The 24,425-nt window shown below is 34.8% G+C and carries 22 protein-coding genes, 1 tRNA gene and 1 rRNA gene; 10 read left to right on the top strand and 14 right to left on the bottom strand.

The genetic code is table 11. From position 1 onward, the window contains the following. Window positions 1-8: 8 nt before the first annotated feature. A complete protein-coding gene (locus RMN97_RS02985) occupies window positions 9-2,048 on the top strand; it encodes an FG-GAP-like repeat-containing protein (protein WP_309613043.1) in 2,040 nt (679 codons plus the stop codon). A 75-nt stretch (window positions 2,049-2,123) separates the two neighbouring features. Here the strand turns inward: RMN97_RS02985 and RMN97_RS02980 are convergent, their stop codons facing one another. Next, a complete protein-coding gene (locus RMN97_RS02980) occupies window positions 2,124-2,963 on the bottom strand; it encodes a DUF5777 family beta-barrel protein (protein ID WP_309613042.1) in 840 nt (279 codons plus the stop codon). A 34-nt stretch (window positions 2,964-2,997) separates the two neighbouring features. Then, entirely contained in the window at window positions 2,998-3,384 is a 387-nt protein-coding gene (locus tag RMN97_RS02975) for an OB-fold protein (RefSeq protein ID WP_309613041.1), read from the bottom strand. 76 nt (window positions 3,385-3,460) lie between these two features. On the opposite strand from RMN97_RS02975, the gene RMN97_RS02970 reads away from it, so the two are divergent. Beyond that, complete coding sequence (locus RMN97_RS02970; RefSeq protein WP_309613040.1) at window positions 3,461-3,829, top strand: hypothetical protein; 369 nt, start codon at window positions 3,461-3,463, stop codon at window positions 3,827-3,829. Next, window positions 3,813-4,454, top strand: coding sequence for a YceI family protein (locus RMN97_RS02965; protein ID WP_309613039.1), 642 nt, complete (start codon window positions 3,813-3,815; stop codon window positions 4,452-4,454). The genes RMN97_RS02970 and RMN97_RS02965 overlap by 17 nt, the downstream gene beginning before the upstream one ends. 20 nt (window positions 4,455-4,474) lie before the next feature. On the opposite strand, the gene RMN97_RS02960 is transcribed toward RMN97_RS02965, so the two are convergent. The 3 genes from RMN97_RS02960 to RMN97_RS02950 are packed head-to-tail and all read right to left on the bottom strand — an operon-like array spanning window position 4,475 to window position 6,400. After that, window positions 4,475-5,431 carry an ion channel gene (locus RMN97_RS02960; protein WP_309613038.1) on the bottom strand — a complete coding sequence of 319 codons (957 nt, stop codon included), beginning with the start codon at window positions 5,429-5,431 and terminating at the stop codon, window positions 4,475-4,477. 10 nt (window positions 5,432-5,441) lie between these two features. Next, window positions 5,442-5,939: a GNAT family N-acetyltransferase gene (locus RMN97_RS02955; RefSeq protein ID WP_309613037.1), complete on the bottom strand. Its 498-nt coding sequence runs from the start codon at window positions 5,937-5,939 to the stop codon at window positions 5,442-5,444. Next, window positions 5,936-6,400, bottom strand: coding sequence for a DUF1801 domain-containing protein (locus RMN97_RS02950; RefSeq protein WP_309613066.1), 465 nt, complete (start codon window positions 6,398-6,400; stop codon window positions 5,936-5,938). The genes RMN97_RS02955 and RMN97_RS02950 overlap by 4 nt, the downstream gene beginning before the upstream one ends. A 73-nt stretch (window positions 6,401-6,473) precedes the next feature. Between RMN97_RS02950 and RMN97_RS02945 the strand changes: the two genes are divergently transcribed. After that, complete coding sequence (locus RMN97_RS02945) at window positions 6,474-7,532, top strand: DUF3667 domain-containing protein (RefSeq protein ID WP_309613036.1); 1,059 nt, start codon at window positions 6,474-6,476, stop codon at window positions 7,530-7,532. Between the two features lie 8 nt (window positions 7,533-7,540). Next, entirely contained in the window at window positions 7,541-8,575 is a 1,035-nt protein-coding gene (locus RMN97_RS02940; protein WP_309613035.1) for a M28 family peptidase, read from the top strand. A gap of 45 nt (window positions 8,576-8,620) precedes the next feature. On the opposite strand, the gene RMN97_RS02935 is transcribed toward RMN97_RS02940, so the two are convergent. From RMN97_RS02935 to RMN97_RS02920, 4 genes are all read right to left on the bottom strand, one after another. Continuing rightward, window positions 8,621-8,694: transfer RNA gene (locus tag RMN97_RS02935), tRNA-His, on the bottom strand. A 62-nt stretch (window positions 8,695-8,756) separates the two neighbouring features. Next, window positions 8,757-9,473 (bottom strand): bacillithiol biosynthesis deacetylase BshB1, encoded by a 717-nt coding sequence (bshB1, locus tag RMN97_RS02930; protein WP_309613034.1) that lies wholly within the window; start codon window positions 9,471-9,473, stop codon window positions 8,757-8,759. Between the two features lie 80 nt (window positions 9,474-9,553). Beyond that, window positions 9,554-10,636 carry a chorismate-binding protein gene (locus RMN97_RS02925; protein ID WP_309613033.1) on the bottom strand — a complete coding sequence of 361 codons (1,083 nt, stop codon included), beginning with the start codon at window positions 10,634-10,636 and terminating at the stop codon, window positions 9,554-9,556. Continuing rightward, window positions 10,636-11,058, bottom strand: a complete 423-nt coding sequence (locus RMN97_RS02920) for a PaaI family thioesterase (protein ID WP_309613032.1) — start codon at window positions 11,056-11,058, stop codon at window positions 10,636-10,638. Before RMN97_RS02920 ends, RMN97_RS02925 begins: the two co-directional genes overlap by 1 nt. Window positions 11,059-11,216: 158 nt before the next feature. Here RMN97_RS02920 and RMN97_RS02915 point away from each other — a divergent pair, with 158 nt between their 5' ends. Beyond that, a complete protein-coding gene (locus tag RMN97_RS02915; RefSeq protein WP_309613031.1) occupies window positions 11,217-12,770 on the top strand; it encodes a hypothetical protein in 1,554 nt (517 codons plus the stop codon). A gap of 62 nt (window positions 12,771-12,832) precedes the next feature. Here RMN97_RS02915 and RMN97_RS02910 read toward each other — a convergent pair whose 3' ends face one another. Then, entirely contained in the window at window positions 12,833-15,364 is a 2,532-nt protein-coding gene (locus RMN97_RS02910; protein WP_309613030.1) for a T9SS type A sorting domain-containing protein, read from the bottom strand. Window positions 15,365-15,562: 198 nt separating this feature from the next. Here RMN97_RS02910 and purL point away from each other — a divergent pair, with 198 nt between their 5' ends. Then, the gene (gene purL / locus RMN97_RS02905; protein ID WP_309613029.1) at window positions 15,563-19,228 is read left to right on the top strand and encodes a phosphoribosylformylglycinamidine synthase; all 3,666 of its coding nucleotides are present in this window, start codon (window positions 15,563-15,565) and stop codon (window positions 19,226-19,228) included. Between the two features lie 10 nt (window positions 19,229-19,238). Then, entirely contained in the window at window positions 19,239-19,679 is a 441-nt protein-coding gene (locus tag RMN97_RS02900; RefSeq protein ID WP_309613028.1) for a hypothetical protein, read from the top strand. Between the two features lie 314 nt (window positions 19,680-19,993). Here the strand turns inward: RMN97_RS02900 and RMN97_RS02895 are convergent, their stop codons facing one another. From RMN97_RS02895 to RMN97_RS02885, 3 genes are all read right to left on the bottom strand, one after another. Next, window positions 19,994-21,370: an agmatine deiminase family protein gene (locus RMN97_RS02895; RefSeq protein ID WP_309613027.1), complete on the bottom strand. Its 1,377-nt coding sequence runs from the start codon at window positions 21,368-21,370 to the stop codon at window positions 19,994-19,996. 529 nt (window positions 21,371-21,899) lie between these two features. Beyond that, window positions 21,900-22,097, bottom strand: coding sequence for a hypothetical protein (locus RMN97_RS02890; protein WP_309613026.1), 198 nt, complete (start codon window positions 22,095-22,097; stop codon window positions 21,900-21,902). A 176-nt stretch (window positions 22,098-22,273) separates the two neighbouring features. Then, complete coding sequence (locus tag RMN97_RS02885; protein WP_309613025.1) at window positions 22,274-22,549, bottom strand: hypothetical protein; 276 nt, start codon at window positions 22,547-22,549, stop codon at window positions 22,274-22,276. Between the two features lie 98 nt (window positions 22,550-22,647). Between RMN97_RS02885 and RMN97_RS02880 the strand changes: the two genes are divergently transcribed. Both RMN97_RS02880 and RMN97_RS02875 read left to right on the top strand, forming a co-directional pair. Next, the gene (locus tag RMN97_RS02880; protein WP_309613024.1) at window positions 22,648-22,866 is read left to right on the top strand and encodes a helix-turn-helix transcriptional regulator; all 219 of its coding nucleotides are present in this window, start codon (window positions 22,648-22,650) and stop codon (window positions 22,864-22,866) included. Window positions 22,867-23,392: 526 nt separating this feature from the next. Then, a complete protein-coding gene (locus RMN97_RS02875) occupies window positions 23,393-24,088 on the top strand; it encodes a hypothetical protein (protein WP_309613023.1) in 696 nt (231 codons plus the stop codon). Between the two features lie 200 nt (window positions 24,089-24,288). On the opposite strand, the gene rrf is transcribed toward RMN97_RS02875, so the two are convergent. Further along, window positions 24,289-24,398: ribosomal RNA gene (gene rrf, locus RMN97_RS02870) — 5S ribosomal RNA — on the bottom strand. Window positions 24,399-24,425: the final 27 nt, after the last annotated feature.

The raw sequence follows: 24,425 nt of genomic DNA, 5'->3' as shown, positions 1-24,425 counted from the left end.
AATCCATTATGAAAAAAATTACATCTGCTCTTGTTTTATTTTTTAGCATATCATTTGCTGTTGCACAATCAAGTTGTGCAACAGCATTGAGCGTTGCGCTAAATTCTACTACGACTGCACCGGCATTTAGCGGTGAAAATGGGGCAGCTCCAACACAATTGTGTAGCATGGGAAATGGAACAGCATCAAAAGGGAAATGGTACAAGTATACTGCAACCCAAAATATCAATATAACGGTTTCTACTCTTTTAGCTCAAAACAATAATAGTGATACTCGTCTAATCGTCTATTCAGGAGATTGCAGCGCATTGTTTTGCGTTGGCTCAAATGATGATTATAATGGTACTAATTCTTCGCAAGTAGCTTTTGCGGCGATACTAGGAACAACCTATATATTTGCTTTTGATAATAAATTTAGTTCGGCTGGCTTTGATTTTACAGTTATGGAAACTGCCCCAGCAGGTCCTGATAGATTATCATTTACAAGTCAGATTGTAACCGGTATAGTCGGAGGTTATAACAATTGTGTTGCTGATATGAATGGAGACTATCTAGATGATATTGTTTCTGCAGTTTCTGCAACTCAACTAGCCATAACCTATCAGCAAGTTGGAGGAACTTTTTCTACCACAACTTATACAGTTCCAAATACAACTGTACTTCCTTCATGGAGTATTGCTGCGGGCGATTATGACAATAATGGATACAATGACTTGGTTTATGGTTCTGGAAGTGGTGTAGTATTTTTAAAAGCAAACAGCGATGGAACAGGATATACAACTGACAGAAAAACACAAAATTATTTGGTACAAAGAACAAACTTTGTGGATATTAATAATGATGGTAAACTTGATGCTTTTGCTTGTGATGATAATGCTCCAAATCGATATTATATGAACGATGGTGTCAATTTAAATCATATTCAAGGCGGGATTGGTGATTTTGCATCTGGCGGAAATTACGCTTCCAATTGGTTTGATTATGATAACGATGGTGATATTGATATGTATCTAGCAAAATGTGGTCAAGGTGGCTCTGGCACTGGAGGAAATATTGATCAGCTGCATAGAAATAATGGGAATGGAACTTTTACAAATGTAGCTACAGAAGCTAATATGGCAAATCCGGAACAAACATGGTCTGGAGCTTGCGGTGATTTTAATAACGATGGATGGATGGATGTTATCGTTGGGGTAAACTCAGCATCTAATGGATATTCGAATGTAAAAAGAAATAACGGTAATGGAACATTTACAAGTGTAACCGCTGGTTCAGGTTACGACACAAATACTTCTTTGGGTAGAGAATATGTAGCTCAAGATTTTGACAATGACGGGTTTCTGGACGTATTAGGTTCTGGCAATAATATTATGTTTGGTGATGGTAATTTTCACTTCACCCCTAATCCAAATACGTACAATTTATCTACTGTTGACAGACCAATTGGCGATTTAAATAATGATGGGTTTTTAGACATTCAAAACGGTACTAATGTATTATTTAATAATGGTAATACTAATAAATGGTTAAATGTTAATTTACGTGGAATTCAGAGTAACAGAAACGGGATTGGAGCCAGAGTTGAAATTTATGGTTCATGGGGACAACAAATTAGATATGTTCAAAGCGGTACTGGATTCCAAAACATGAGTACCATAACTGCTCATTTTGGACTTGGACAGGCTACAACTATTGATCAAGTAGTTATAAAATGGCCTTCTGGAATCATTGACACTATTAACAGTGTAAATCCAAATCAAAGTATTTCGGTAATTGAAGGAGCAACATTAGCTGTAAATTCATTTAACAATACTGTTTTCTCTGTTTATCCAAATCCTACAAAAAATGTGGTTAACATTCAGTTTAAAGATAATCTAAATGTTACGCTTAAATCAGCTTTTGTTTATGATTTAACCGGTAAATTAGTGTTGCAGACTAATGATTTAAATCAACCAATTAATGTTGAGAAATTAGCAACAGGTACTTATATTTTATCTATTTCTGATACACAAGATAGAAATTACATTCAAAAATTCATTAAAGAATAACAAGCATCAAAACTAAAAAAAAACGTCCCAATTCTCTCTAAGAATCGGGACGCTTTTTTTATATAATTTATTTTCTTAAAAAACTCTCAAGAGATTAAATCCAAAGAAAATATCTCCTTTACCCCAATCTCCAGTAGTATTTCCCAAAAATCCGGCTTCATGTATTCCTTGTGAACTACTAAAATGCATTTGAAATACATGACCTCCAGTTTCTAAATCAACTCCAATCGAAAGTGGGTCTTTAAACTGTGAAGTGCTTGATCTATTTAAATGAGCCGCATAATCAACATTTAAAGACCAACGTTTTGCAAATTTATATCTACCTCCAACTCCAATAGCATATTGGCTATTATCTTGGTTATCATCAATTACAAAGTTCTCATGAAAAAAAGTCGGAGCCAACTCTAACGATAAATTTTTGTTGAATTTTCTAGAAACAAGAAGTTGCGCCACATATATCAGTCTGTTCTCAAATTTCATTTTTGGATAATTACTTTCTTTCAATGTATTATTAATCGCCAAACTGGTAAAACCTACGATAGCGACCGGAAAACCATTTGTTTCTTGAGATTGCAATAAATATTTCCCCGAAAAATCATAAGCCAATTCACTTCTTGCTCCACTAATCGTTAACCAATCGGTAACACCGTAAAGAAATTTCAATTGAGTCACAGCATTATCAAGTCCGTATGCGCCTTCAAATCCATCTTTTACAGAGCCAAATCTATGCGCCACAATAAAATATAAATCGCCTTTGGCGGCTAGTTTTGTTGACTCAATATTTACAATTTTTAATCCTTTGAAGGCGGATTCAACTTTACTTTTTTGAATTGACGTCGAGTCTACTCCAATGAGTAAATCTTCTTGGGCGATCATGGTAATTGGTAATAATAGCAATAAAATAATCTTTTTCATAGAATGTTTTTTTTTGTATTTTGTTATAAATAATTTATTCAATAGCGCATTGATCCATTTGAATTTCTTCTAATAAATCGTCAAAACCAACCAATCGTCCTTTTAAAGTTATAGAATCTTGTAGTTTTATATTGTCCGGAATCTTATCTGTAAATCGAGCTGACAGCTTTTCGTCAACCGTAATAATTTTATTGGCTAAATCAATATTGGTTACTTTCCCTTTTACAGAAATTGTCTTGTCTAAATAAGTTTTGTTTGCCAAACTATCATTAGCAGTAAATGCTTGAAAGACTTCTGACACTGTTTTAGAAAAAGCAGCATCTTCAGAAGCAATATCCCTGTGACTTTTATACATGTATTTATAAACTCCAAAAATTACTACAATCAATAATAGTAAAATATAAAACAACTTTTTTCTCATAATCGAAAATTAATTAAACTGCTTAGTAGATATTTACGTAAATTTACTTAAAAATACTACTTAAAATAAAACCAAAATGAAAAAGATATTATATTTTCCACTTCTAATTTCCTTTGGTATTGTATTTGTCATAGGCTGCACAAACGATTCCAGTTCTGATTTAATTGATATAAGCCAATTTGACGAAATCACTTATACCAATACAATAAAATCAATAATTGATAACAATTGTATTCCATGTCACGCCACTGTTCCCGTAAATGGTGCGCCTATGTCTTTAACTACATACGAATTTGTTAAGAATGCGGTTCAAACAAGAGGATTATTAGATCGAATTTCAAGAGCGCAAGGCTCACCTGGAATGATGCCAAATGGCGGTACCAGATTACCACAAGCTAAAATTGATCAAATTTTTGAATGGGCACAAAATGGATTACAAGAATAAAATAAAATATTATGAAATCGAAGATTCACTACACGAGCGAATGCGAACTGGTGAAGCAATAACAAAAAAAAATAGTAAACCCATGAGCAAAATTAAATTATTAAGTCTTCTTATAGTAATCAGTTTGAGCAGTTTTGCACAAACCAAAATGCTTACCAAAACAGGTAAAATAACATTTGAAGCTTCTGTTCCGGCTTTTGAAGAAGTAAAAGCAAAAAACGAATCTGTAACTTGTGTACTAAATCCGAGTACTGGAGAATTTGCCAGCCTTGTATTAATAAAAGGGTTTCGCTTCAAAGTAGCTTTGATGGAAGAACATTTCAACGAAAATTATATGGAAAGCGATTCGTATCCAAAAGCGACATTTAAAGGCAAAATCGATAACTTCGATGTTTCAAAACTTACCGAAACTGCCAAAGCCTATACCATAAAAGGAAAAATGGAAATGCACGGAAAATCAAAAGACATTAGCATTACGGCAAGTATAAAAAAATCAAGTAATGGCATTGAAATTGATTCTGATTTTAGCCTGAACACTGATGATTATGGTATTGAAATCCCAAGTGTTGTCAGCAAAAAAGTCTCCAAGAAAGTAGCGGTAAAATTAGATGCTACTCTAAAATAAAAAAGAAGCTGTAAATTATTTTACAGCTTTATTTTTTCATACAAATTTAGTTTATCAATGTGAAGAACCGTTTTATTTTGATTCTCACTTCGTGAAAACATCGGCAAAAATTTGGCTCCAAAAACAATCTCATCAAACGAATATGACGCTCGTTTAACTACTGTCGTACTAAACATGTCATCAAAAACCTTTAGGAATACGAGAAATTCACCGTCAATGTTTTCGTAATCTTCTTTGGTCAAATTATATAACGGACTAATTTCTGTTATAGGATGAACCAATGTCCAACTCAAATTCAAGGCATTTATTTTTGATAATTCTAAATCCAAAGAATAGAACTTATTTACTAAAATACCTTTTTCATCTAGTTTCATTCCAAGCGTTACTTTGGCTTCAGCATCAGTCAAATTAGTATTTTTAAATGGTGATAATCTAAGCATCAAAGCGGTTCCATCTTTATAAGGTGCAATCAAGGCGTTTTCTGAAAATTTAATATGCGCTTTGGGTTTGCTAAATCTTCCGTAAAACAAACCTGTAGCAATGGCAAAACTCAACAATCCGAATAAAGCTTCAACTGCAGCCACAAGACTAGTCGCAAATCCGCTTGGACTGATATGTCCGTAACCAACTGTGGTAAAAGTTTGAATGCTAAAGAAAAATGCCTGCCCAAATTTATCCAAAGTTGTTATGGCAGTTATTCCATTTAAATGTTCGACACCAACGGCATAATACAAGCTGGCAAAAATAAAATTGACCAAAAAATAAAATACGCCTATAATTACTAAAAATTTCCATCGCGGAATATTCAGCATCGTGTGATACCAACTAATGCTTTCAAAAAGACCAATTCCTGATTTTTTCACATTGGCATTTCCGCTTTTAGTGATAAATCGACCACCATAACTGGAAGCATTTGTTCCAAAACCGGTGTTTGCATCTGATTTTGCTTTGCTGTTTATTTTTTTTAGAAACTTCATTGGTTGCTTTTTAAATTGATTTTTCCATCACATAATCATCCATTACATAACCATTACCTATATCGATAACTTCTTCATAACTGATTTCAAAACCAATTCTTTCATAAAAACGAATAGCTATGTTTTTTTTATTCACATTCAAAATCAACCCTTTTTGATGACGCAATTTGGATTCATTGACTATAAAATTAATGAGTTTTTTTCCAATGCCTTTCCCTTGGTGATTGGAAAAAATATATATTTTATGAATTTTAGTTTTAGGTTTTTTATTGTAATTAAATTCATAAGAAGCAAAACCCATAACTGTTTCACCTTCTTTTGCCAAAATAAAACGATGCTTTTTGGAATTGGACTGCAGTTGCAATGACGAAACGCTGTACATCATTTCCATCATATAATCTAACTGTGCCTGACTTAAAATGGCACCATAAGCTATTGGCCAAACTTCAGCGGCAATAACTCTAATATCGGTAAAATTTTCGTCAGTATTATTTTGTATTAAAATCATTTAACTCTTGATCTCCAGTTTTGTTCATAGATAGTAATCCAATCTTTCACTGAGATTTTGGTTGCCAATTCACCAATTAATTCAAATGGAATATCATCCATTTTCTTGAACCGAAGACATCCTTTTCCCATATCGATTTTGGTTTTAGCATGTTTTGGATATTCGGCAACAAACCAATCTAACAAATTTTTATTGCCATAAATTCCCATATGATATACCGCAATAAAATTCTTCTGCGAAGCCAAATTAATAAAAGGCAGCGGCAATTTTGGCGTACAATGATACCCAGCGGGATAAATAGAATGTGGCACAACATAACCTATCATGCCATAACTTATGACTTCCTCATAACCTTTGGGCAAATTTTCTTTAATGGCATTTCGAAGTTTTAGCATAGCTTGTTTTCTGTCTTCAGGTAATTCAGAAAAGTATTGTTCTGGAGTTGTAGCCTTTGATTGCATGGTTTTGTATTTGTGTTTCAAAAATAGAAATAATTTTAATAGATTTACATTTTGATTTTTATAACTATTTCCTATGTCTAAAAGTCCGTTAAGAAAAGACAAAACGTGCCTGAATTGTAATTATGTTGTAGAAAATAGATTTTGTCCCAATTGCGGGCAGGAAAACACCGATACCCGAAAAACTTTTCATCATTTATTTGTTCATTTTTTCGAAGATTTAACGCATTATGAAAATGCTTTTTGGAAAACCATAAAAAACTTATTCCTTAAACCTGCTTCGCTGACTAAAGAATACCTTTCGGGCAAACGTCTTTCTTATTTGGCTCCTGTTAGATTGTATATTTTCATCAGCTTTGTGACGTTCTTTCTGATTGCAATATTCCCAACTAATCCTGATGATTTGGTAAACTCAGATCAAACGACAACTGTCCCCGTAAAAGACAAAAACGGTGTTGTCAAAGACAGTGTCATTGCATCAAAAAAAATTAAGCTTTCTGATATTATAAAAGCCGATGAGGAAGATCAAAAAATGAAGCATCTTACCAATGAACAACAAAACGAAGGGTTTCTTAATTTTGGTTACAAAAATGTCAAAGAGTTGGATTCCTTACAAAAATATGGTCCAGTAGAAGATAGATTAACTGATTTCGAATATTCTATTGTCAAGAAATCATTGATAGTATTAGCCAAAAACACCAAGAAAGAAATGATGGTGAAATTTTTGGAACAAGCACAACGCAACTCTCCAAAAGTATTATTTATCTATATGCCTTTATTTGCTTTAGTACTATGGCTTTTTCATAATAAAAAGCGTTGGTATTATTTTGATCATGGCATTTTCACATTACACTATTTTTCGTTTCTATTACTTATCGCATTATTTATTTTCTTTTTCAAAAAAATAATGGGCTGTTTTGTCGAAAATTCGTTTAACACTTTCATTACCGGTTTTGGCAATGCTTTTGGTTATATTTGGATGTTCTATTATTTCTTCCCGGCACATCATCGTTTCTATGGCGAAACCAGAACCATTTCATTCCTTAAAAGCATCGTTATGCTTATTATCAATATTATTTTAATGAGCATCTTGCTTTTAGTATTTATCGTATATACCTTTATCAACATCCATTAAAAATCAACATGAAGAAGCCAATCCTATTATTACTTATTATATTTCTATTTATAAACTGCTCAAGCAAGAAAGTTGTTGTTGGAGTAAAACCTGTTAACCATTCAAAAAATAATTATATTGATGTTATTTCTAGAGAAAGCTTACAGCAAAATCTCGAAATCATTGCTTCGGATGAAATGGAAGGTCGCGACACCGGAAGCGAAGGTCAGAAAAAAGCAGGTCGCTATATAATTGATTTCTACAAAAAGCATGGCGTTGGTTTCCCAAAAGGAGCCAATGATTATTACCAACATATTCCGGCTGCGTTTTTAAATGCAAAATACAATGAAAATCTCCCTGATTCAGAGAATATTTGGGCTTTTATTGAAGGTTCAGAAAAGCCCGATGAAATTGTGGTTGTTTCCGCACACTATGACCATCTTAAAATGAAAAATGGGCAAATTTATAACGGCGCTGATGATGATGGTTCAGGAACAGTTGCTATTATGGAAATTGCCGCTGCTTTTCAAAAAGCTAAAAATGAAGGTAATGGTCCAAAACGTTCCATATTAATTATTCACATGACGGGCGAAGAACACGGTTTGCATGGTTCGCGTTATTACACACAAAATCCATTATTCCCTTTAGCTAATACAGTTGCCGATGTGAATATTGATATGATTGGACGACGCGATTCGTTTCATGAAAACACTAACAATTATGTCTATTTGATTGGTTCTGATTACCTCTCAACTGATTTATACAATGTATGTGAAGAAGTGAATAAGAAAAATAACTTCTTAACTATTGATTATAAATACAATGATAAAAGCGACCCAAACCGCTATTATTACCGTTCGGACCATTATAATTTTGCCAAAAAGGGAATTCCGGTAGTTTTTCTTTATAACGGCGAACATGCCGATTACCACAGAGCAACTGATGAAGTAAGCAAAATAGAATTTGATGCCTTGACTGTGAGAACGAAATATGCTTTTGCGATTGCCTGGGAAATTGCAAATAGGGAACAAAAATTAGTGGTAGATAAAGCAGAAACCAATTAATACAAAACAAAAAAAGTCCTGAATCATCAGGACTTTTTAGTTAAGGGTGGCTGACCGGGTTCGAACCGGCGACCCTCGGCACCACAAACCAATACTCTAACCAGCTGAGCTACAACCACCATTTTTAACGAGTGCAAATATATATAATTCTTTTCTTTTGTCAAGAAAAAAAATTAAAAAGTTACTTTAAATCGCTTAAGCTATTGACAGCCAAATATCTTTCAACCGTGAAACCTTCAGCGTGTTCTACGCCTACTAATCGCCCAAAATCCTGCGAGCGATAATGTATGCTTTCCAAGAAGTTTTTAGTCGCAATTGGCGTTACCGGTTCATTCGAATTTTCAGAATAAAACTGTGAAGCATACGCCAAAATCGAAGCTGCTTTTTTATCAGTAAATCCAGTGATATCTACCACAAAATCAGGATATAGGTTTTCCCATTGAATATAGTGATAGACCACTTTTGGTCGCCAGTCTTCTTGATTTTTACCATCGAAAGTAGTTTCTATTCTTCTCAAACCTGAAAGAAAACAAGCATCCGAAACGAGTTTGCTTCCTTTGCCGTGATCAATATGTCGGTCGCGAATAGCGTTGCAAAGCACAATTTCCGGCTTATATTTCCGAATCATTTTTATGATTTGAAGTTGATGTTCTTCATCATTTATAAAAAACCCATCACGCATATTTAAATTTTCACGAACGGAAATTCCTAAAATCTCAGCAGCCAGTGCCGATTCAGAATCTCTGATTTCTACAGAACCGCGAGTTCCCAATTCACCACGTGTTAAATCGATAATGCCAATCTTTTTCCCCAACGAAATTTCTTTGGCGATGGTACCGCTGCAACCTAATTCAACATCGTCCGGATGCGCGCCAAACGCCAATATATCTAGTTTCATATCTCTAAAAGTTATTAATTAACAGTGTCCTCTTTACTCTTTACTCTTTACTCTTTACTCTTTACTCTTTATTCTATATTCTATTCCAAAATCTTTTTCATCGTCATCGATTTATTGACCGTTTCAATATATTCATCCACAGGATTACTATCTTTTGTAATGCCGCAACCAATGAATAGTTGTGCCTTTGTCATTGCGAACTTTGAAGCAATTATGATTTTCATACATCGCAAATTGACAAATAAATCGGTTTGCAACGTTCTAAACGTAACGAAATCAATATTCAATTCTCCTAAAAAACCCGAATAATATTCTCGGTTGTAGCCTTCATTTTCCAATATGAATTCCTTTGCTGCTTGTTTTGGTAATCCGCAAACCGCTGAAGAAGGATGCAATGCGGTTATTATTTTTTTTAATGATTTCTTCGATTTTAATCTTGCTAAAATATCTGTTTTGATATGCCACAAATTTCCCGCTTTAACTGAATAAGGGCTTGAAATTGTGATTTCTTTGACCAAGTCTTCTAAACTATCTACAATAAAATCAGTTACTAACTGCTGTTCTATTTCCTCTTTGCCCTGCCAAATAATATTTTTAGAACTTGTCGCCAACTGAGTTCCTGCCAATGCAACTGTTTTTAAAGCATTGCCATTGGTATTAAGAAACTGTTCAGGAGTTGCTCCAAGCCAAGTTCCAATTTTTGGATGTGAAAAACAATATTTAAATGCATTTGGATACTGATAAATCATCTTCCGCATGGTTGTTTGTATGTCAAAATCAGGAACAGCTACTTCCTCTTTTCTCGATAGGACGACTTTCAGGAATTGTTTGTCATTTATAGCCTCCACAGCCTTGCTAACCATTTCCTCAAAAAAATCCTTGCCTATAACACCATTAGGATTGGAAGTTTTAGGTTCAAAATAATAATTCTTGCTATGTACCGTTTCAACGTATACGTCTGAATGCTCCAATGGAATATATGGAACTTCCTCTGCATCGAACGGTGCAAAAGCAAAGCCTTTTTCCTCGAAGGTTTCTAAAAAATAAATGTGGTCGTTCTTCTGAAATACACCGACAACCTTATCTGAATCGGGCTTGCAAAATAGTACAAACGGCAAGTTTTGTCCTTGTTGGATTTTGACTTTTATAAATAAATCCGTCATTATCTTCGTGGTAAAATCAAGTTAGACAGTTTACAAAGCGAAATCAATTTTCCTTCTTCATCGGTGATTTTTATTTCCCAAAGATGAATGCTTCTGCCCTGATGAATAATTTTTGCGGTACAAAAAACAGTTCCTTCCCGTTTACTTTTTAAATGATTTGCCGAAATTTCAATGCCACGAGCTTCTTGTTTTTCAGGATTGATAAACAGCATCGAAGCAGCACTTCCAACACTTTCTGCTAAAGCCACCGTTGCGCCACCATGAAGTATTCCCATTGGTTGATGCACTTTGGAATTGACAGGCATTTTTGCTGTTAAGAAATCTTCTCCAGCATCGATATACTCTATTTCTAAAGTTTCCATCAACGTGTTTTTGGACCAATCATTACAAAGTTGGAGGATTTTATCTTTATCAAATGACATAGCTTTTTTTTGTAAAAATAATACTTATTTATAAGAATCTAAAAATCAAACATGCTGAATTGAATGTGATAACAATAAAATGAGATTTTTAACGTTATAATGTTAGGATTTTTAAATTTTCAAATTAATACTTACATTTACCAAAATTCATACTGCAGATGCGTAAACTCATTATTCTTGTTTTTGTTGGTTTAGCTATTACCGTTAGTTCATGTCGCCAGGACTTTGTTTTTGAACCTAGTACAGGTGATTTAGTTTTTTCTAAAGACACTATTTATTTAGATACTGTTTTTACCAATATTGGTTCTAGTACGTATACATTGAAAGTCTATAACAAAAGCAGCAAGGACATCAAAATCCCAACAATCAGTTTAGCTAAAGGCGTGGGAACAAAATACAGGATTACGGTTGACGGAATGACAGGCGACGAAAACAGGATTTTCCATGACGTGGAATTGTTGGCCAAAGACAGCATGTATATTTTTATAGAAACCACAGCGGGAATTGGCGATGCTAATCCTTCGGATTTCCTTTATACCGATCAGATAGAATTTGATAGTGGCGCTAATTTGCAAAAAGTAGAATTGGTAACACTAATACAAGATGCTTACTTTATTTTTCCAAATAATACCAATGGTGTTATTGGTCAAATCCCAATTGGCTTTAATGAAGACGGAACTGTGTTGGAAACTAATGGTCGAAATTTAAGTCATTCGCATCCTGATAATGGCAATGAATACTTATTCAAAACAGATAAACCCTACGTCGTCTACGGCTATGCGAGTGTCCCCAACGGAGAAACATTAACAATACCTGGCGGTGCTAGAGTTCATTTTCATGCTGAATCTGGTTTGGTCGTTCAGGAAGGTGGAACTTTACACATTACGGGTTCAACATCAACAACTGCGGCATTAGAAAACGAAGTTATTTTTGAAGGCGATCGTTTAGAACCTGATTTCTCTGATGTTCCAGGACAATGGGGAACCGTTTATCTCAGACAAGGAAGTGGAACGTATAATCATAGAATCAAAAATTTAACTGTCAAAAATGCTGTTATAGGTTTACTTGTAGAAAATAACGCGGGCTTACCAATGGAAATTGAAAATACTCAAATTTATGATTGTTCTAATGTAGGTTTATTGGGAAGAGCGGCAAACATAAAAGGAAAAAACATAGTCATTAATACCGCTGGCGTAGCTTCATTAGCTTGTACATTGGGCGGAAGTTATGAATTTAAACATTGCACATTCAATAACAATTGGTCAAGCTCAAAACAAGTTGCTGTAACAGTTGATAATTATTATAAGGACACAACGACTAACCAACAAGTGGCGTTTGATTTGATAAAAGCCGATTTCAAAAACTGTATAATTTTTGGTTCTAATCAAGTGGAATTGCTTGTTAATAAAAGTACGGACACCAGTAAACAATTCAATAAATTGTTCAGCAAATGTCAAATTAGATTTAACAATACCAACAACCAATTTACTGATCTTCCAGAGTATGCTTTTCTTAATGATGCTACCGAAATTATTAAAAACGGAAATGTAGATTTTCAAGATATTAGTAAAAATAAATTGTTTATTGGTGAACTTTCAGCGGCCAAAGGATTTGGAGTAGACGTTGGAGTTCCATTAGATATTTTAGGAAATCCAAGAAATAGTGTTTTTGATTTGGGTGCTTATAATTCGATTATTTTCCCGTCAAATTAATTTTTATATCCGATAGATATAAAAAAAGCTTCCCAAAAGGAAGCTTTTTTTATACCTGTTTTTTATTTCTTGATAAACTTGCTGCTTGTAATTCCTCTATCAGTAACAAACCTGATGAGGTAACTTCCTGTTTTTAAATCGGAAACATCAATCATATCTATTTGATTTAAATTAGGAAAAGCTAAAACCAACTGACCTAAAGTATTATAAACTGAAATAGATTTCAATGCAATATCATTTACAGCTTTTATATTTAAAACAGTATTGGCTGGATTCGGATACAAGCTAAGATAATCTACAAAATCAAAATCGCGGATACCCAATTCCTGAAAAACTGATGTGTAGGTATTGGTTACAATGGGAAAGTTATAATCAAAATAAATACTGGCATTATTACTGAAGGTGTCTCCAACAACCAGCGTAGGTTTTATTTTGATCTTAAATGATATATACCCGTCATTATTTGCATCGTCAAAAGGCAAATTAATATTCTCAAAGATAAACTCCACCTTATTCGCATTAGTAATTTTGGTTACATAACTATGGCTAGCATGCAACGGAATCAAAGTTGAAATATCAAACTTATTGGTATCAATTATATCTTTAACTACAATATTCTCTGCTGCAAAAGTTCCGGTATTTTCAAAACGAATAACATAGTGAACGTATTCTCCAATCATTTCCGGGTCAACAATGTTTCCTTCAACACAAACTTTGTCATTAGGATCAATAGAACCAACGACAACCTGCCTTAAATCATTCGAATTATCACTTGAGTTTTCATCTCCGGCAAGTGGAAAAATAGTAGACGCGAACTTTAGAACATCGCCTATATTCACTGCTGGGGTTTCTACCGGTGAATTTATATTAAACTTTACTTCAATTTCCCGAATTTCAAATGGGTTTAAATCGGCATAATTCCAACTCAACAAACTAAAACTTTGATTGTTTTGTGTAGGTATTGCAGAAATAAAGTCCATAGACTCATCATAAAAGGCAAAAGTCACATTGCCTGACATTGGAACATTTCCCTTATTCCTGTACATAATCTTGTACCTTGCATCAAAGCCTGGCCTGGCGGCTGTTAATGGAATAATCCATGTTTCCAAATCCTGGTGGACTCCATTTGGCGTCATGCAAAAATCCTGCATATAAGGACTGACTTCTGTTGGGAAAGTAACAGAAATATTAGCCGGTGAAATAGTGTAATAAGTTGGGTTTTCCAAAACCGGTGTAATGGTATGGGTTGCAGCAAAAACAGGAATAACATAATTTCCGGATGAATTGGAAATAAAATTTCCAACATGAGTACCATCAGTTATTAAAAACTTTAAATTAGGATAAGCCAAATCATCCACATCGCATCCATCATTGTTAGCATCTATTTTCTGGTTGCCATGAATAGTATAGAAAGGCCCTCCTGGTGTAAAGGAACAATAGGAATTTATTTCAAAATATGAACTGCCCGAATAGTTTTGTATCTTAGCGTAAATTGAGTAATACTCATCTTCATCAACACACACATAGGCAATGTTTGGAATATTATTCATATAGTAATAATAAGTTTCTATATAGCCGTTTTTTAAATTGAGATAAGTCAAATTAGGATTATCATTACAGGTAAAACGAAATAAATTTCTACAGTTTGAAATATCAATGCTTTCAAGACTATTGTCAGCACAATTCAACTCATACAAATTTGTATTAGAAACATCTAATTGAGTCAGCAGGTTATTACTGCAGTAAAGTGTCACTAAATTTACCTGATTCGATAAGTCAACAGATGACAGTAAATTAGAACTACATGACAAATAATTTAACAAAGGCAAGTTGGATAAGGTTAACGAAGTTAGCTGATTAGCTCCACAAAACAACACCGTTAAATTGTTGGAATCGGGAAGACTTAAACTTGTCATTTCATTGGAACCGCATCTGAAATCAGTCAGGCCCGTTAAACCGGTTAAGTTTAATGTCGGAAGATGATTGGTTTCACAATTAACTTCTGTCAGATGCGTTAATCCTGCTATGTTTAAACTACTTAAATTATTATAAAGACAGAATAATTTCTGAAGATTTACGGAATTTGAAAGATTAAGACCCGGAATCTGATTACCGCTGCAGTCTAAATATTCTAAACTAACTAAATCACTTGTATTTAAGGAAGTCATAACGTTATAAAAACAATTAATTTTTTTTAAATGAATTAGCCCCGTTAAATTAAGGCTTACTAATTGATTATTTCCAAAATCAATTTCTTCCAGATTAACTAATTGACTGCAGTCAACCTGAGATAAGTGTTGATCCCTACAAGCTAATTTTTTTAGATTAGTAAAATATTCGACACCGCTAAGTGAAATCAAATAAGGAAGATTGGTGTTTTGATAAATAATAATTTGATACACATTCGAAGTTTCGCTAACTTCAATCTCGCCATTATGATTCAAGTCAACCTCTATATTATTACCATTCACATCTTTTGCATAGCCATACCCTGTCAATCGATATTTAAAATTAGGATCCGCAAAATTAATTATCTGTGCAGTGGTTGAAAATCCAACACACAGGAGGAAAGCAAAAAGATAAATTTTTCTCATTTCATTTATATTAACTTACCAAAAGTATACAAATTTTTAAAATAAACTTCTCGTATCAGATAAAGTTGAAAACTCCTTTAAAAGTATCTAAAGAACGCATTTTTTTATCTTTCAATTTATATTAAATTTGCAGCACAACAACAACACCCCGAGGCGAGCCGAACTGAATGGAGCGCAGCGGAATTAAACAACAACACAATGATTCATTTCTTCGGAAACGAAAGTGCTACCGTTTTTGCCGTGCAATCGCAAAACGAGCTTTCGGCAGAAACTATCTCAAAACTTAATTGGTTATTCGCTGACGCCCATAAAATAGAAAAATCCGTCCTGACGGATTTTTTTATTGGCCCACGTGCCGCTATGATTACGCCCTGGAGTACCAACGCCGTAGAGATTACCCAAAATATGGGTATCGAAGGCATCATCAGAATTGAAGAATTCCGAAAAGTTGCTGATGGTTTTACCGATTTTGATCCAATGCTTTCGCAGAAATATAATGAACTAAATCAGGATATTTTTACTATCAATATCAAACCAGAACCCATTCTGGAAATTGAGAATATTGCAACTTACAACAAACAGGAAGGCTTGGCGTTGAGCGATGAAGAAGTCATTTACTTAGAAAACCTTTCCAAAAAACTCAATAGAAAACTAACAGATTCAGAAGTATTTGGTTTCTCACAAGTCAATTCAGAACACTGTCGACACAAAATTTTTAACGGAACATTTATAATTGATGGTATAGAAAAGGAAATGTCTTTATTCAAAATGATAAAGAAAACTTCAGAACTAAATCCGAATGATATTGTTTCGGCTTATAAAGATAATGTAGCCTTTATCAAAGGCCCAAAAGTGACGCAATTCGCTCCAAAAACCGGAGACAAAGCTGATTTCTATCAGGAAAAAGAATTCAATTCCGTAATTTCAATAAAAGCCGAAACACATAATTTCCCAACAACGGTGGAACCATTTAATGGCGCGGCTACAGGTTCCGGAGGAGAAATTCGTGACCGTTTGGCTGGTGGACAAGGTTCATTGCCATTAGCAGGAACAGCGGTTTACATGACTTCCTATTCAAGATTAACCGAAAATCGTCCATGGGAAAACGGAATGACCGAAAGAAAATGGTTGTACCAAACGCCAATGGATATTTTGATAAAAGCATCAAATGGCGCTTCTGATTTTGGAAACAAATTCGGGCAACCTTTAATTTTAGGTTCTGTTTTAACCTTCGAACATGAACACTTAGACAAGCTCAGTGGGACAAGCAGAAAACTAGGTTTTGATAAAGTAATTATGCTGGCGGGTGGAATTGGTTATGGAAAAGAAGAACAAGCCAAAAAACACACACCCAAAAAAGGCGATAAAATTGTTGTCCTTGGTGGTGAAAATTATAGAATCGGAATGGGTGGCGCAGCAGTTTCGTCTGCAGATACAGGTGCTTTTGGTTCCGGAATTGAATTAAATGCGATTCAGCGTTCGAATCCCGAAATGCAAAAACGTGCTGCCAATGCTATCAGAGCAATGGTGGAAAGCGATGTAAACCCGATTGTTTCAATTCACGATCATGGTGCTGGAGGACATTTGAATTGCCTTTCTGAATTGGTTGAAGAAACCGGTGGTTTGATTGATTTAGATAAATTACCAGTTGGTGACCCAACACTTTCTGCCAAAGAAATTATTGGTAACGAATCACAAGAGAGAATGGGATTGATTATTGGTAAAGACGATATCGAAACGTTACGAAAAATTGCAGATCGCGAACGTGCCCCGATGTATGAAGTGGGTGAAGTAACCGACAATCACCGCTTTACTTTTGAGAGCAAAACAACTGGGAACAAACCAATGGATTTTGCTTTGGAAGACATGTTTGGAAGTTCTCCAAAAGTGGTAATGACCGACACAAGTTCTCAAATAAATTATAATGAAATAGAGTACAGCCAAGATAAGATCCAGGAATATCTTGAACAGGTTTTGCAGCTCGAAGCGGTCGCTTGTAAAGATTGGCTAACCAATAAAGTCGACCGTTGCGTAGGTGGAAAAGTAGCCAAACAACAATGCGCCGGACCGTTACAATTACCGTTGAACAACGTGGGCGTCATGGCTCTAGATTTTAATGGAAAAGAAGGAATCGCTACTAGTATTGGGCATTCTCCGGTTTCAGCCTTGATAAATCCAGGTGCAGGCTCGCGGAATTCTATTGGGGAAGCGTTGTCAAATATTGTTTTTGCTCCATTAAAAGATGGTTTAAAAAGCGTTTCACTTTCTGCCAACTGGATGTGGGCGTGTAAAAATGAAGGCGAAGATGCCCGTTTATACAAAGCCGTAAAAGCGTGTGCTGACTTTGCAATTGAACTTGGAATCAACATTCCGACCGGGAAAGATTCGCTTTCGATGAAACAGAAATATCCAAATGATGAAGTGATTGCGCCGGGAACCGTTATCATTTCAGCTGCCGGAAATTGCTCCAATATTACCAAAGTAGTGGAACCTGTTTTGCAGAAAAACGGTGGCTCAATATATTATATCAATCTTTCTCAGGATGAATTTAAATTAGGCGGAAGCTCGTTTGCCCAAGTATTGAATAAAATCGGAAACGACACACCAACAATTAAAAATGCTGATTTCTTCAGCAAAGCTTTCAATACTATTCAGGATTTAATCAAAGACAGGCAGATTGTTGCCGGACATGATATTGGTTCAGGCGGTTTGATAACAACTTTATTGGAAATGTGTTTTGCAGATGTTAATCTAGGTGCTAAAATCGACTTCAATTCATTTGCCGAAAAAGATTTGGTAAAAATTTTATTTTCGGAAAACATTGGATTGGTGCTTCAGGCCAAAGACGATGTAATATTTGAAAAAGCATTAGAAGGAATTGAGTTCTTCAAAATAGGAGAAGTTACTTCTTCAGAATCTTTGGAATTTGGTAATTTTAATTTGGATATTGCGAGTTTTCGAGATATTTGGTTTAAAACCTCTTTTCTACTCGACCAAAAACAATCTAAAAACAATAAAGCGAAAGAACGATTTGACAACTATTCAAATCAAAAATTAGAATATAAATTCCCAGCTCATTTCACAGGAAAAAAACCTGAAATAGACAATTCTAAACCTAGACCGCGTGCTGCTATTATTCGTGAAAAAGGAAGTAATTCGGAACGTGAAATGGCAAATGCATTGTATTTAGCAGGGTTTGATGTTAAAGACATTCACATGACCGATTTGATTTCGGGAAGAGAAAATCTGGAAGATGTTCAATTTATTGGTGCCGTTGGTGGATTCTCTAATTCTGACGTTTTAGGTTCAGCTAAGGGTTGGGCCGGGGCTTTTAAATACAATGAAAAAGCTAATATTGCATTGAAGAAGTTCTTTAAAAGAGAAGACACGCTTTCAGTCGGAATTTGCAATGGCTGCCAGCTGTTCATGGAATTGGAAGTGATTCACCCTGAGCATAAAGTACACGGAAAAATGCTTCATAACGACAGCCATAAACACGAAAGTATTTTCACATCAGTGAAAGTTGCTGAAAACAATTCAGTGATGCTAAAAACCCTCGCAGGAAGCACTCTTGGGGTTTGGGTTTCGCATGGCGAAGGAAAATTCCAGCTTCCGGAAGCGGAAAACCAATACAACATTGTGGCCAAATATGCCTATGAAGGTTATCCTGCCAATCCAAATGGTTCGGGCTATAATACCGCAATGATGTGTGACAAAACAGGTCGTCACCTCGTTATGATGCCGCATATTGAGCGTTCGACTTTCCCATGGAATTGGGCTTACTATCCAACGGATAAAAAAGATGAAGTTTCACCATGGATTGAGGCGTTTGTGAATGCTAGATTATGGATTGATAATGTATAAAATCAAAATTATGAAATCAAGAAATTTACTCCTTGTTACTTTATTATTATTTGTATCAAACAGCTTCACACAAACTAAAATTGAAGACAAAGACGGAATTCATTACATCACAAACACTATTGATTACCCAATAACTGGAACATATACATTTCAGGGAGCTGAACCTGTAGTTGAATTAAATGCCGGCGGAAGCGGTTTTTATCAGTTACACGAGCAACCCAAAAGAGCAATGATTTGGGGAATGGAATGTGACGAAGCTGGACTACCAAAATTCAACAAAGGATTTGATAGCGCAGCCTATACCCTTTGGTATCAATATACAACAAAATTAGAATCTGATGATGACGATATGAATTGGATTGCTGTAGAATTTACTATTCATTTCAATACTTTAAAAATGTTCATTCAAGGAGAACGAAGTAAAGACTACACTGAGCCAGTAGAAAAATAGAACACCTCTTTTGTCATTCCGACGAAGGAGTAATCTCATCAACTTAAAACAAAATCCTCACTTTTATAACAAGGATTTTTATTTACATCTCATAGAGATGACATATCGGTAGCAAAATAACCAATCCAATATAAAAAAGTCCCGCTAGAGACGGTATAACCAAAATGCCTACATCTTCTTTATCGTTCCTGACAAAGTGCGGTTAGGTAACTATATTATCCTTTGTTGATGCAAGCGTCACGCTCGTACTTCTATTTTTGTTGGCACGAGCAGGAGGCTCGCGCTAGCGGTGGAACAAAACAAATAAGCTTATCTTATTCTTTTACAAACTTTAATGCTTCCGTTTGATTATTAGTATAAACAATTTTTATGAAATAAGTACCACTTGATAGTTGTTCAATCGCTAAGGTATTATTATCAAGAATGGCAACATTTATTTTTTGACCTATTTCGTTATAAACGGTTATGCTACTAATGGTTTCATTGGTTTGCAGGGCAATATTTGTCTTAGCCGGATTTGGGTATAGTATTGTTTTTGGTTTGTTAGACTCAAAAGTATTAGTTCCCAGAACACTCGCCAACGGCTGTTGCTGTGTAACACAATGCACCATACCACCATTACTATATAAATTCCTAACATCAATACCCACAACCGTTCTGCCAGGATACAATCCGGCAATGATAGCATTGGCAACAGCATCATTCGGATCATTATAGCTTGGAACCAACACTCTATTATTGGCAACATAATAATTGATATAACTTCCTTTATATCCTAAATTTTGTCCGTTGGTTTTTGATACATTGTTTTGAGTAAGGGGCAAATACACTTTGGTGTAAACAACATTAGCAGTATTGGTTGCGGTATATAAAGTATTGATGTCTGTTTGCGAGGCTCCCCAATACAATAAATCGGCGTTGTTCATCGTTACCAAATTATTGCCTGGTACAAACTTAGCAAAGCCATCAATGTGCGCATCGGTAATGTCCTCTTGACTATACCAACCATCTAACCATATAAATTTTGTTACACCAAGATATTGTGTTAAGATTGCCTCTACTTGCGCCTGGGTTTTTCCTAAATTCCTAACTGCCATAATTCCTGTTGGAGTAGTGGGATTGCTTTGCGCTAGTATAGAAGTTTTGGTAGCCAAAAAAGTACCGCCATTATCCATTTCCCATGCACCACCTTCTATCGTTAGGACACTATTTAGGTTTAGTATAGTAGTACTATTGGCAGTCGCAATACTAGCCGGAATTACGTTGTCTTTGGCATAGCCATAATCGCCACCCCACCCGTTAAAACCATAATCTTCAATTACCAGATTACCGCTGTTGTTTCTCACATATATAGGTCCATTGTCTCTAACCCAAACATCATTGGTTTGGGCAATTTTAAAATTCACATTGGTTAAAGGCACACCCGCTGTGGTCAATAAAGAAGTAATACGGGTTTGCTCTGTAGTATTGTAAGTAATGATGTGTACTTTTTCATTGGCTTGTAAAGTACTCGTCATAGCTACCCAAGTAGCGTCGTTTTCATTTCTATAGGCGTTGCCATATTCATACTGATGTGGCCATTGCAACCAAGTACCTTCGTGCGTCTCAGTCTCATCAGGAAAAGTATAGGTTTGTGCCTTAATAGTGACTGTCACAAAAAGTAGTATACAAATTAGACAACAATGTTTCATAAGGTTGTATTTTAACGCTAAAATAAACGAAATCTAATTAATAGCAGCCACAAACGAGACTGTTTTTTTGTTATTAATTTGATTGTCAATACCTATAGCGCATTATATGATAAAAAACAACTCCTCTTTTTGTCATTCCGTCTCGTCTTTTGGAACGAGAGAAGAATCTCATCCTATTTAAAACAAAACCCTCTGTTTGCAGCGAAGGTTTCTTTTTACAATCCCGTAGGGATGTAATATGGGAAGCAAAATAATCAGCCCAAAAGAAAAAGTCCCTTTAGGGACGGTATATAGTAGAAATATTTTCAAGTATAGAAGGTGAAATCCCGTAGGGATGACATATCGGTAACAAGATGAACAACCCAAAGGACAAAGTCCCCTAGTGACCGTAGTAAACAACTTAAAGAAACCATAGAAAAAGACGACTTAGCAGAAACAACAATAGAAATAAAAGTAAAACTTAAAGGAGAGGGCTATTCTCAAATTTCAAAAATACTAGAGACAACTTAATCCGAACTGATGGATTAAATCACTTATTGAAATCCTGATTCAACAAACTATTAAGTTTAGCATCTAAAATAGTCTGATAGTCTATGATGATTTTATTTTGTGATATTAAAAATTGCGATTTTCTATCAAGTTCTTTTACATCTTTACCTAATAAATTAGTATTATTCACATTAGCAGAAACTAAAGCATTGAGTTCTTCATATTGTTTTGGTGTCATAATTATAGTTATTAGATTTATAAGTAAAAAACATTACCCCTAAATAGGTATCTTACGGGTTTCTTTCACAGTTGTTTTTGGGTTCGTTTTGGCATACTCTTCACTAACAATTTTACCTGAAATTGAATCTCTATAAATAATCTGGATTCTGAATTTTGGTTGTTTAGGCATAACTATTAACCTTTCTTCATTATTTTGTCAGCTTCTAGAGCTGTCATAAACACAGAACCAACTTGTTTATAAACCACTCGTTTACCACAAACATCTAAAGCATAAGTGGCATTACCAAAATTTTTAATTTTTTCAATAATTATGATTTTTTCAGATGAGCATCCTGTTTCAATTGAAACTTGTTTTATTAAATCTTTTTCTGTGTTACCCATAATTTGTCTATTTACTGCTCCACAAGAACATAGTATAACTAAAATAAATAAGATTGAAATTTTTTTCATAAATAAGTAAGTTTATAATTTTTACAAATATTATAAAAATATTTAAATGACACAAATATGTGTCGTATTATTTTAAGAGATAGGTGCAATTTTAAAACGTGATAGAAAATGAAGAAATAAACTTATTAAAATCCGTAGGAGAAAAACTTAGACAGAAAAGAATTGAACTTAACCTGTCTCAAGAAATTCTATCATTTGATGCAAATATCCCAAGAAATCAAATTGGAAGAATAGAGCGAGGAGAAATTAACACTTCAATCATAACGCTTCATAAAATTTGTAAAGCTCTTAAAATAGAAATAAAAGAATTACTTTAAAATAAAAAAGAGTAATGATAGAACACTCCAGCTGCACAAAGTGTCAATGTTTAATTAACTGTGTAAAGTCTCCCATTAAAATAGCCATAATGATTGAATAACTTCAATCACCAATACTATAGCTTTTCTCACCATTTGAATAGCCTACCTTGCTAATACTATAACCCCAGATAGCGCGGATTTGCAATCCGTGCCTCCAAAATCAACTTTACAGCATTTCCAAGCCCTCCGAGCCTCGGAACGAGCTTCGGACTCTTCGGAACGGTCTTCTGATTATTCGATTCTTACTTCTGAAGCCTTCACTTCTTTATCGTAAAACCTTAACCTATCTTCTAAGGTCTGTTTTACTACATCGGAACACAATTACAATTCATCTGACAGTTAATTGATTGCATCAATACCTTACAAATAGATATCTCACAATTTATACAATTAATCTTAATCAAACCTCAAGAATTTTATAAGTATTGTTGGCATAAAACTTGGCTTGCCCTTCTCATTAGTAATCATTTAAAAATTAGAAAACTTGAGAAAAAATGACGTAATTCGAATTTACAATTTTTCGGATGGAACCCTAGTGACGAAAGGGTTAGAAAAAGTGGCTTACATGCTAAGAGATAAACCTCAGTTTGAGGATTATGGCATAACCACAAGATTGGTAGACGATTTAAAAAACAGCCTCCTTGCGTTTTCACAACGTCTTACCGATATAGAGGCATTGGGTGACCAAACCAATGTAACGGCAAATAAAGATGCAAAAGCCGAAGAAATTCGCACCACAATTAGAAGTATAATGTCAAGAGTAGTTTTGGTATATGCCTTTGGAACTCCAAAGTATAAAAAGTTTGGTACCGATACCTTATCGGAACAAACCGATTCTGATTTGTTAATTACCGCAAAAAGAGTGGTACGTGTAGGTAACGAATTCATGCCCGAGGTTTCGGTTAACGGTTTAACAACAGCAATGTTAGATGCTCTTAGTATTTTAGCCGACGAATTCACCGATCTTATAGTAGAAATGAAAATGGAAATCGGCAGACGTGATATAGAACAGGAAGACCGTGTAGAAGCAGGTAACGCCATCTACACTACCTTGGTAAAATACACCACCACAGGGCAGTCTATCTGGGAAACTACCGATTTAGCGAAGTTTAATGACTATGTGTTATATAACACTATTAGTGGTGAAGATGAAACACCGGCACCGCCTTCGGCAGCGTAAAATTTTACAATTAAAACAAAAACCCTTTCAGTCCCGAAGCTTCGGGAGAGAGGGTTTTTCTTTTCTATGCTTTTGACTTATTAACTACTGAGTATTCCCCTCTTGAGGGGTGCCCGAAGGGCGGGGTGGTTAATTCAATCTGTCTGAATTACTTACAAAACAAAAAATCCCCATCAAATAAATGATGAGGATTCCATAAAAAAAGGCAGCGACATACTCTCCCACATAACTGCAGTACCATCTGCGCAGTCGGGCTTAACTTCTCTGTTCGGAATGGGAAGAGGTGAGCCCCGACGCAATAACCACCTTAAGAGGTTATAATTGCTTCAGCAACTAT

The organism is Flavobacterium sp., assembly GCF_031381455.1.
Classification (GTDB): Bacteria; Bacteroidota; Bacteroidia; order Flavobacteriales; family Flavobacteriaceae; genus Flavobacterium.
The sequence above is the reverse complement of the archived record's forward strand: the minus strand, read 5'-3'. Positions and strand labels throughout refer to the sequence as shown.

Coding starts and splice junctions, on each gene's coding strand:
- RMN97_RS02985 (WP_309613043.1), top strand. CDS start 9: ATGAAAAAAATTACATCTGCTCTTGTTTTATTTTTTAGCATATCATTT.
- RMN97_RS02980 (WP_309613042.1), bottom strand. CDS start 2,963: ATGAAAAAGATTATTTTATTGCTATTATTACCAATTACCATGATCGCC.
- RMN97_RS02975 (WP_309613041.1), bottom strand. CDS start 3,384: ATGAGAAAAAAGTTGTTTTATATTTTACTATTATTGATTGTAGTAATT.
- RMN97_RS02970 (WP_309613040.1), top strand. CDS start 3,461: ATGAAAAAGATATTATATTTTCCACTTCTAATTTCCTTTGGTATTGTA.
- RMN97_RS02965 (WP_309613039.1), top strand. CDS start 3,813: ATGGATTACAAGAATAAAATAAAATATTATGAAATCGAAGATTCACTA.
- RMN97_RS02960 (WP_309613038.1), bottom strand. CDS start 5,431: ATGAAGTTTCTAAAAAAAATAAACAGCAAAGCAAAATCAGATGCAAAC.
- RMN97_RS02955 (WP_309613037.1), bottom strand. CDS start 5,939: ATGATTTTAATACAAAATAATACTGACGAAAATTTTACCGATATTAGA.
- RMN97_RS02950 (WP_309613066.1), bottom strand. CDS start 6,400: ATGCAATCAAAGGCTACAACTCCAGAACAATACTTTTCTGAATTACCT.
- RMN97_RS02945 (WP_309613036.1), top strand. CDS start 6,474: ATGTCTAAAAGTCCGTTAAGAAAAGACAAAACGTGCCTGAATTGTAAT.
- RMN97_RS02940 (WP_309613035.1), top strand. CDS start 7,541: ATGAAGAAGCCAATCCTATTATTACTTATTATATTTCTATTTATAAAC.
- bshB1 (WP_309613034.1), bottom strand. CDS start 9,473: ATGAAACTAGATATATTGGCGTTTGGCGCGCATCCGGACGATGTTGAA.
- RMN97_RS02925 (WP_309613033.1), bottom strand. CDS start 10,636: ATGACGGATTTATTTATAAAAGTCAAAATCCAACAAGGACAAAACTTG.
- RMN97_RS02920 (WP_309613032.1), bottom strand. CDS start 11,058: ATGTCATTTGATAAAGATAAAATCCTCCAACTTTGTAATGATTGGTCC.
- RMN97_RS02915 (WP_309613031.1), top strand. CDS start 11,217: ATGCGTAAACTCATTATTCTTGTTTTTGTTGGTTTAGCTATTACCGTT.
- RMN97_RS02910 (WP_309613030.1), bottom strand. CDS start 15,364: ATGAGAAAAATTTATCTTTTTGCTTTCCTCCTGTGTGTTGGATTTTCA.
- purL (WP_309613029.1), top strand. CDS start 15,563: ATGATTCATTTCTTCGGAAACGAAAGTGCTACCGTTTTTGCCGTGCAA.
- RMN97_RS02900 (WP_309613028.1), top strand. CDS start 19,239: ATGAAATCAAGAAATTTACTCCTTGTTACTTTATTATTATTTGTATCA.
- RMN97_RS02895 (WP_309613027.1), bottom strand. CDS start 21,370: ATGAAACATTGTTGTCTAATTTGTATACTACTTTTTGTGACAGTCACT.
- RMN97_RS02890 (WP_309613026.1), bottom strand. CDS start 22,097: ATGACACCAAAACAATATGAAGAACTCAATGCTTTAGTTTCTGCTAAT.
- RMN97_RS02885 (WP_309613025.1), bottom strand. CDS start 22,549: ATGAAAAAAATTTCAATCTTATTTATTTTAGTTATACTATGTTCTTGT.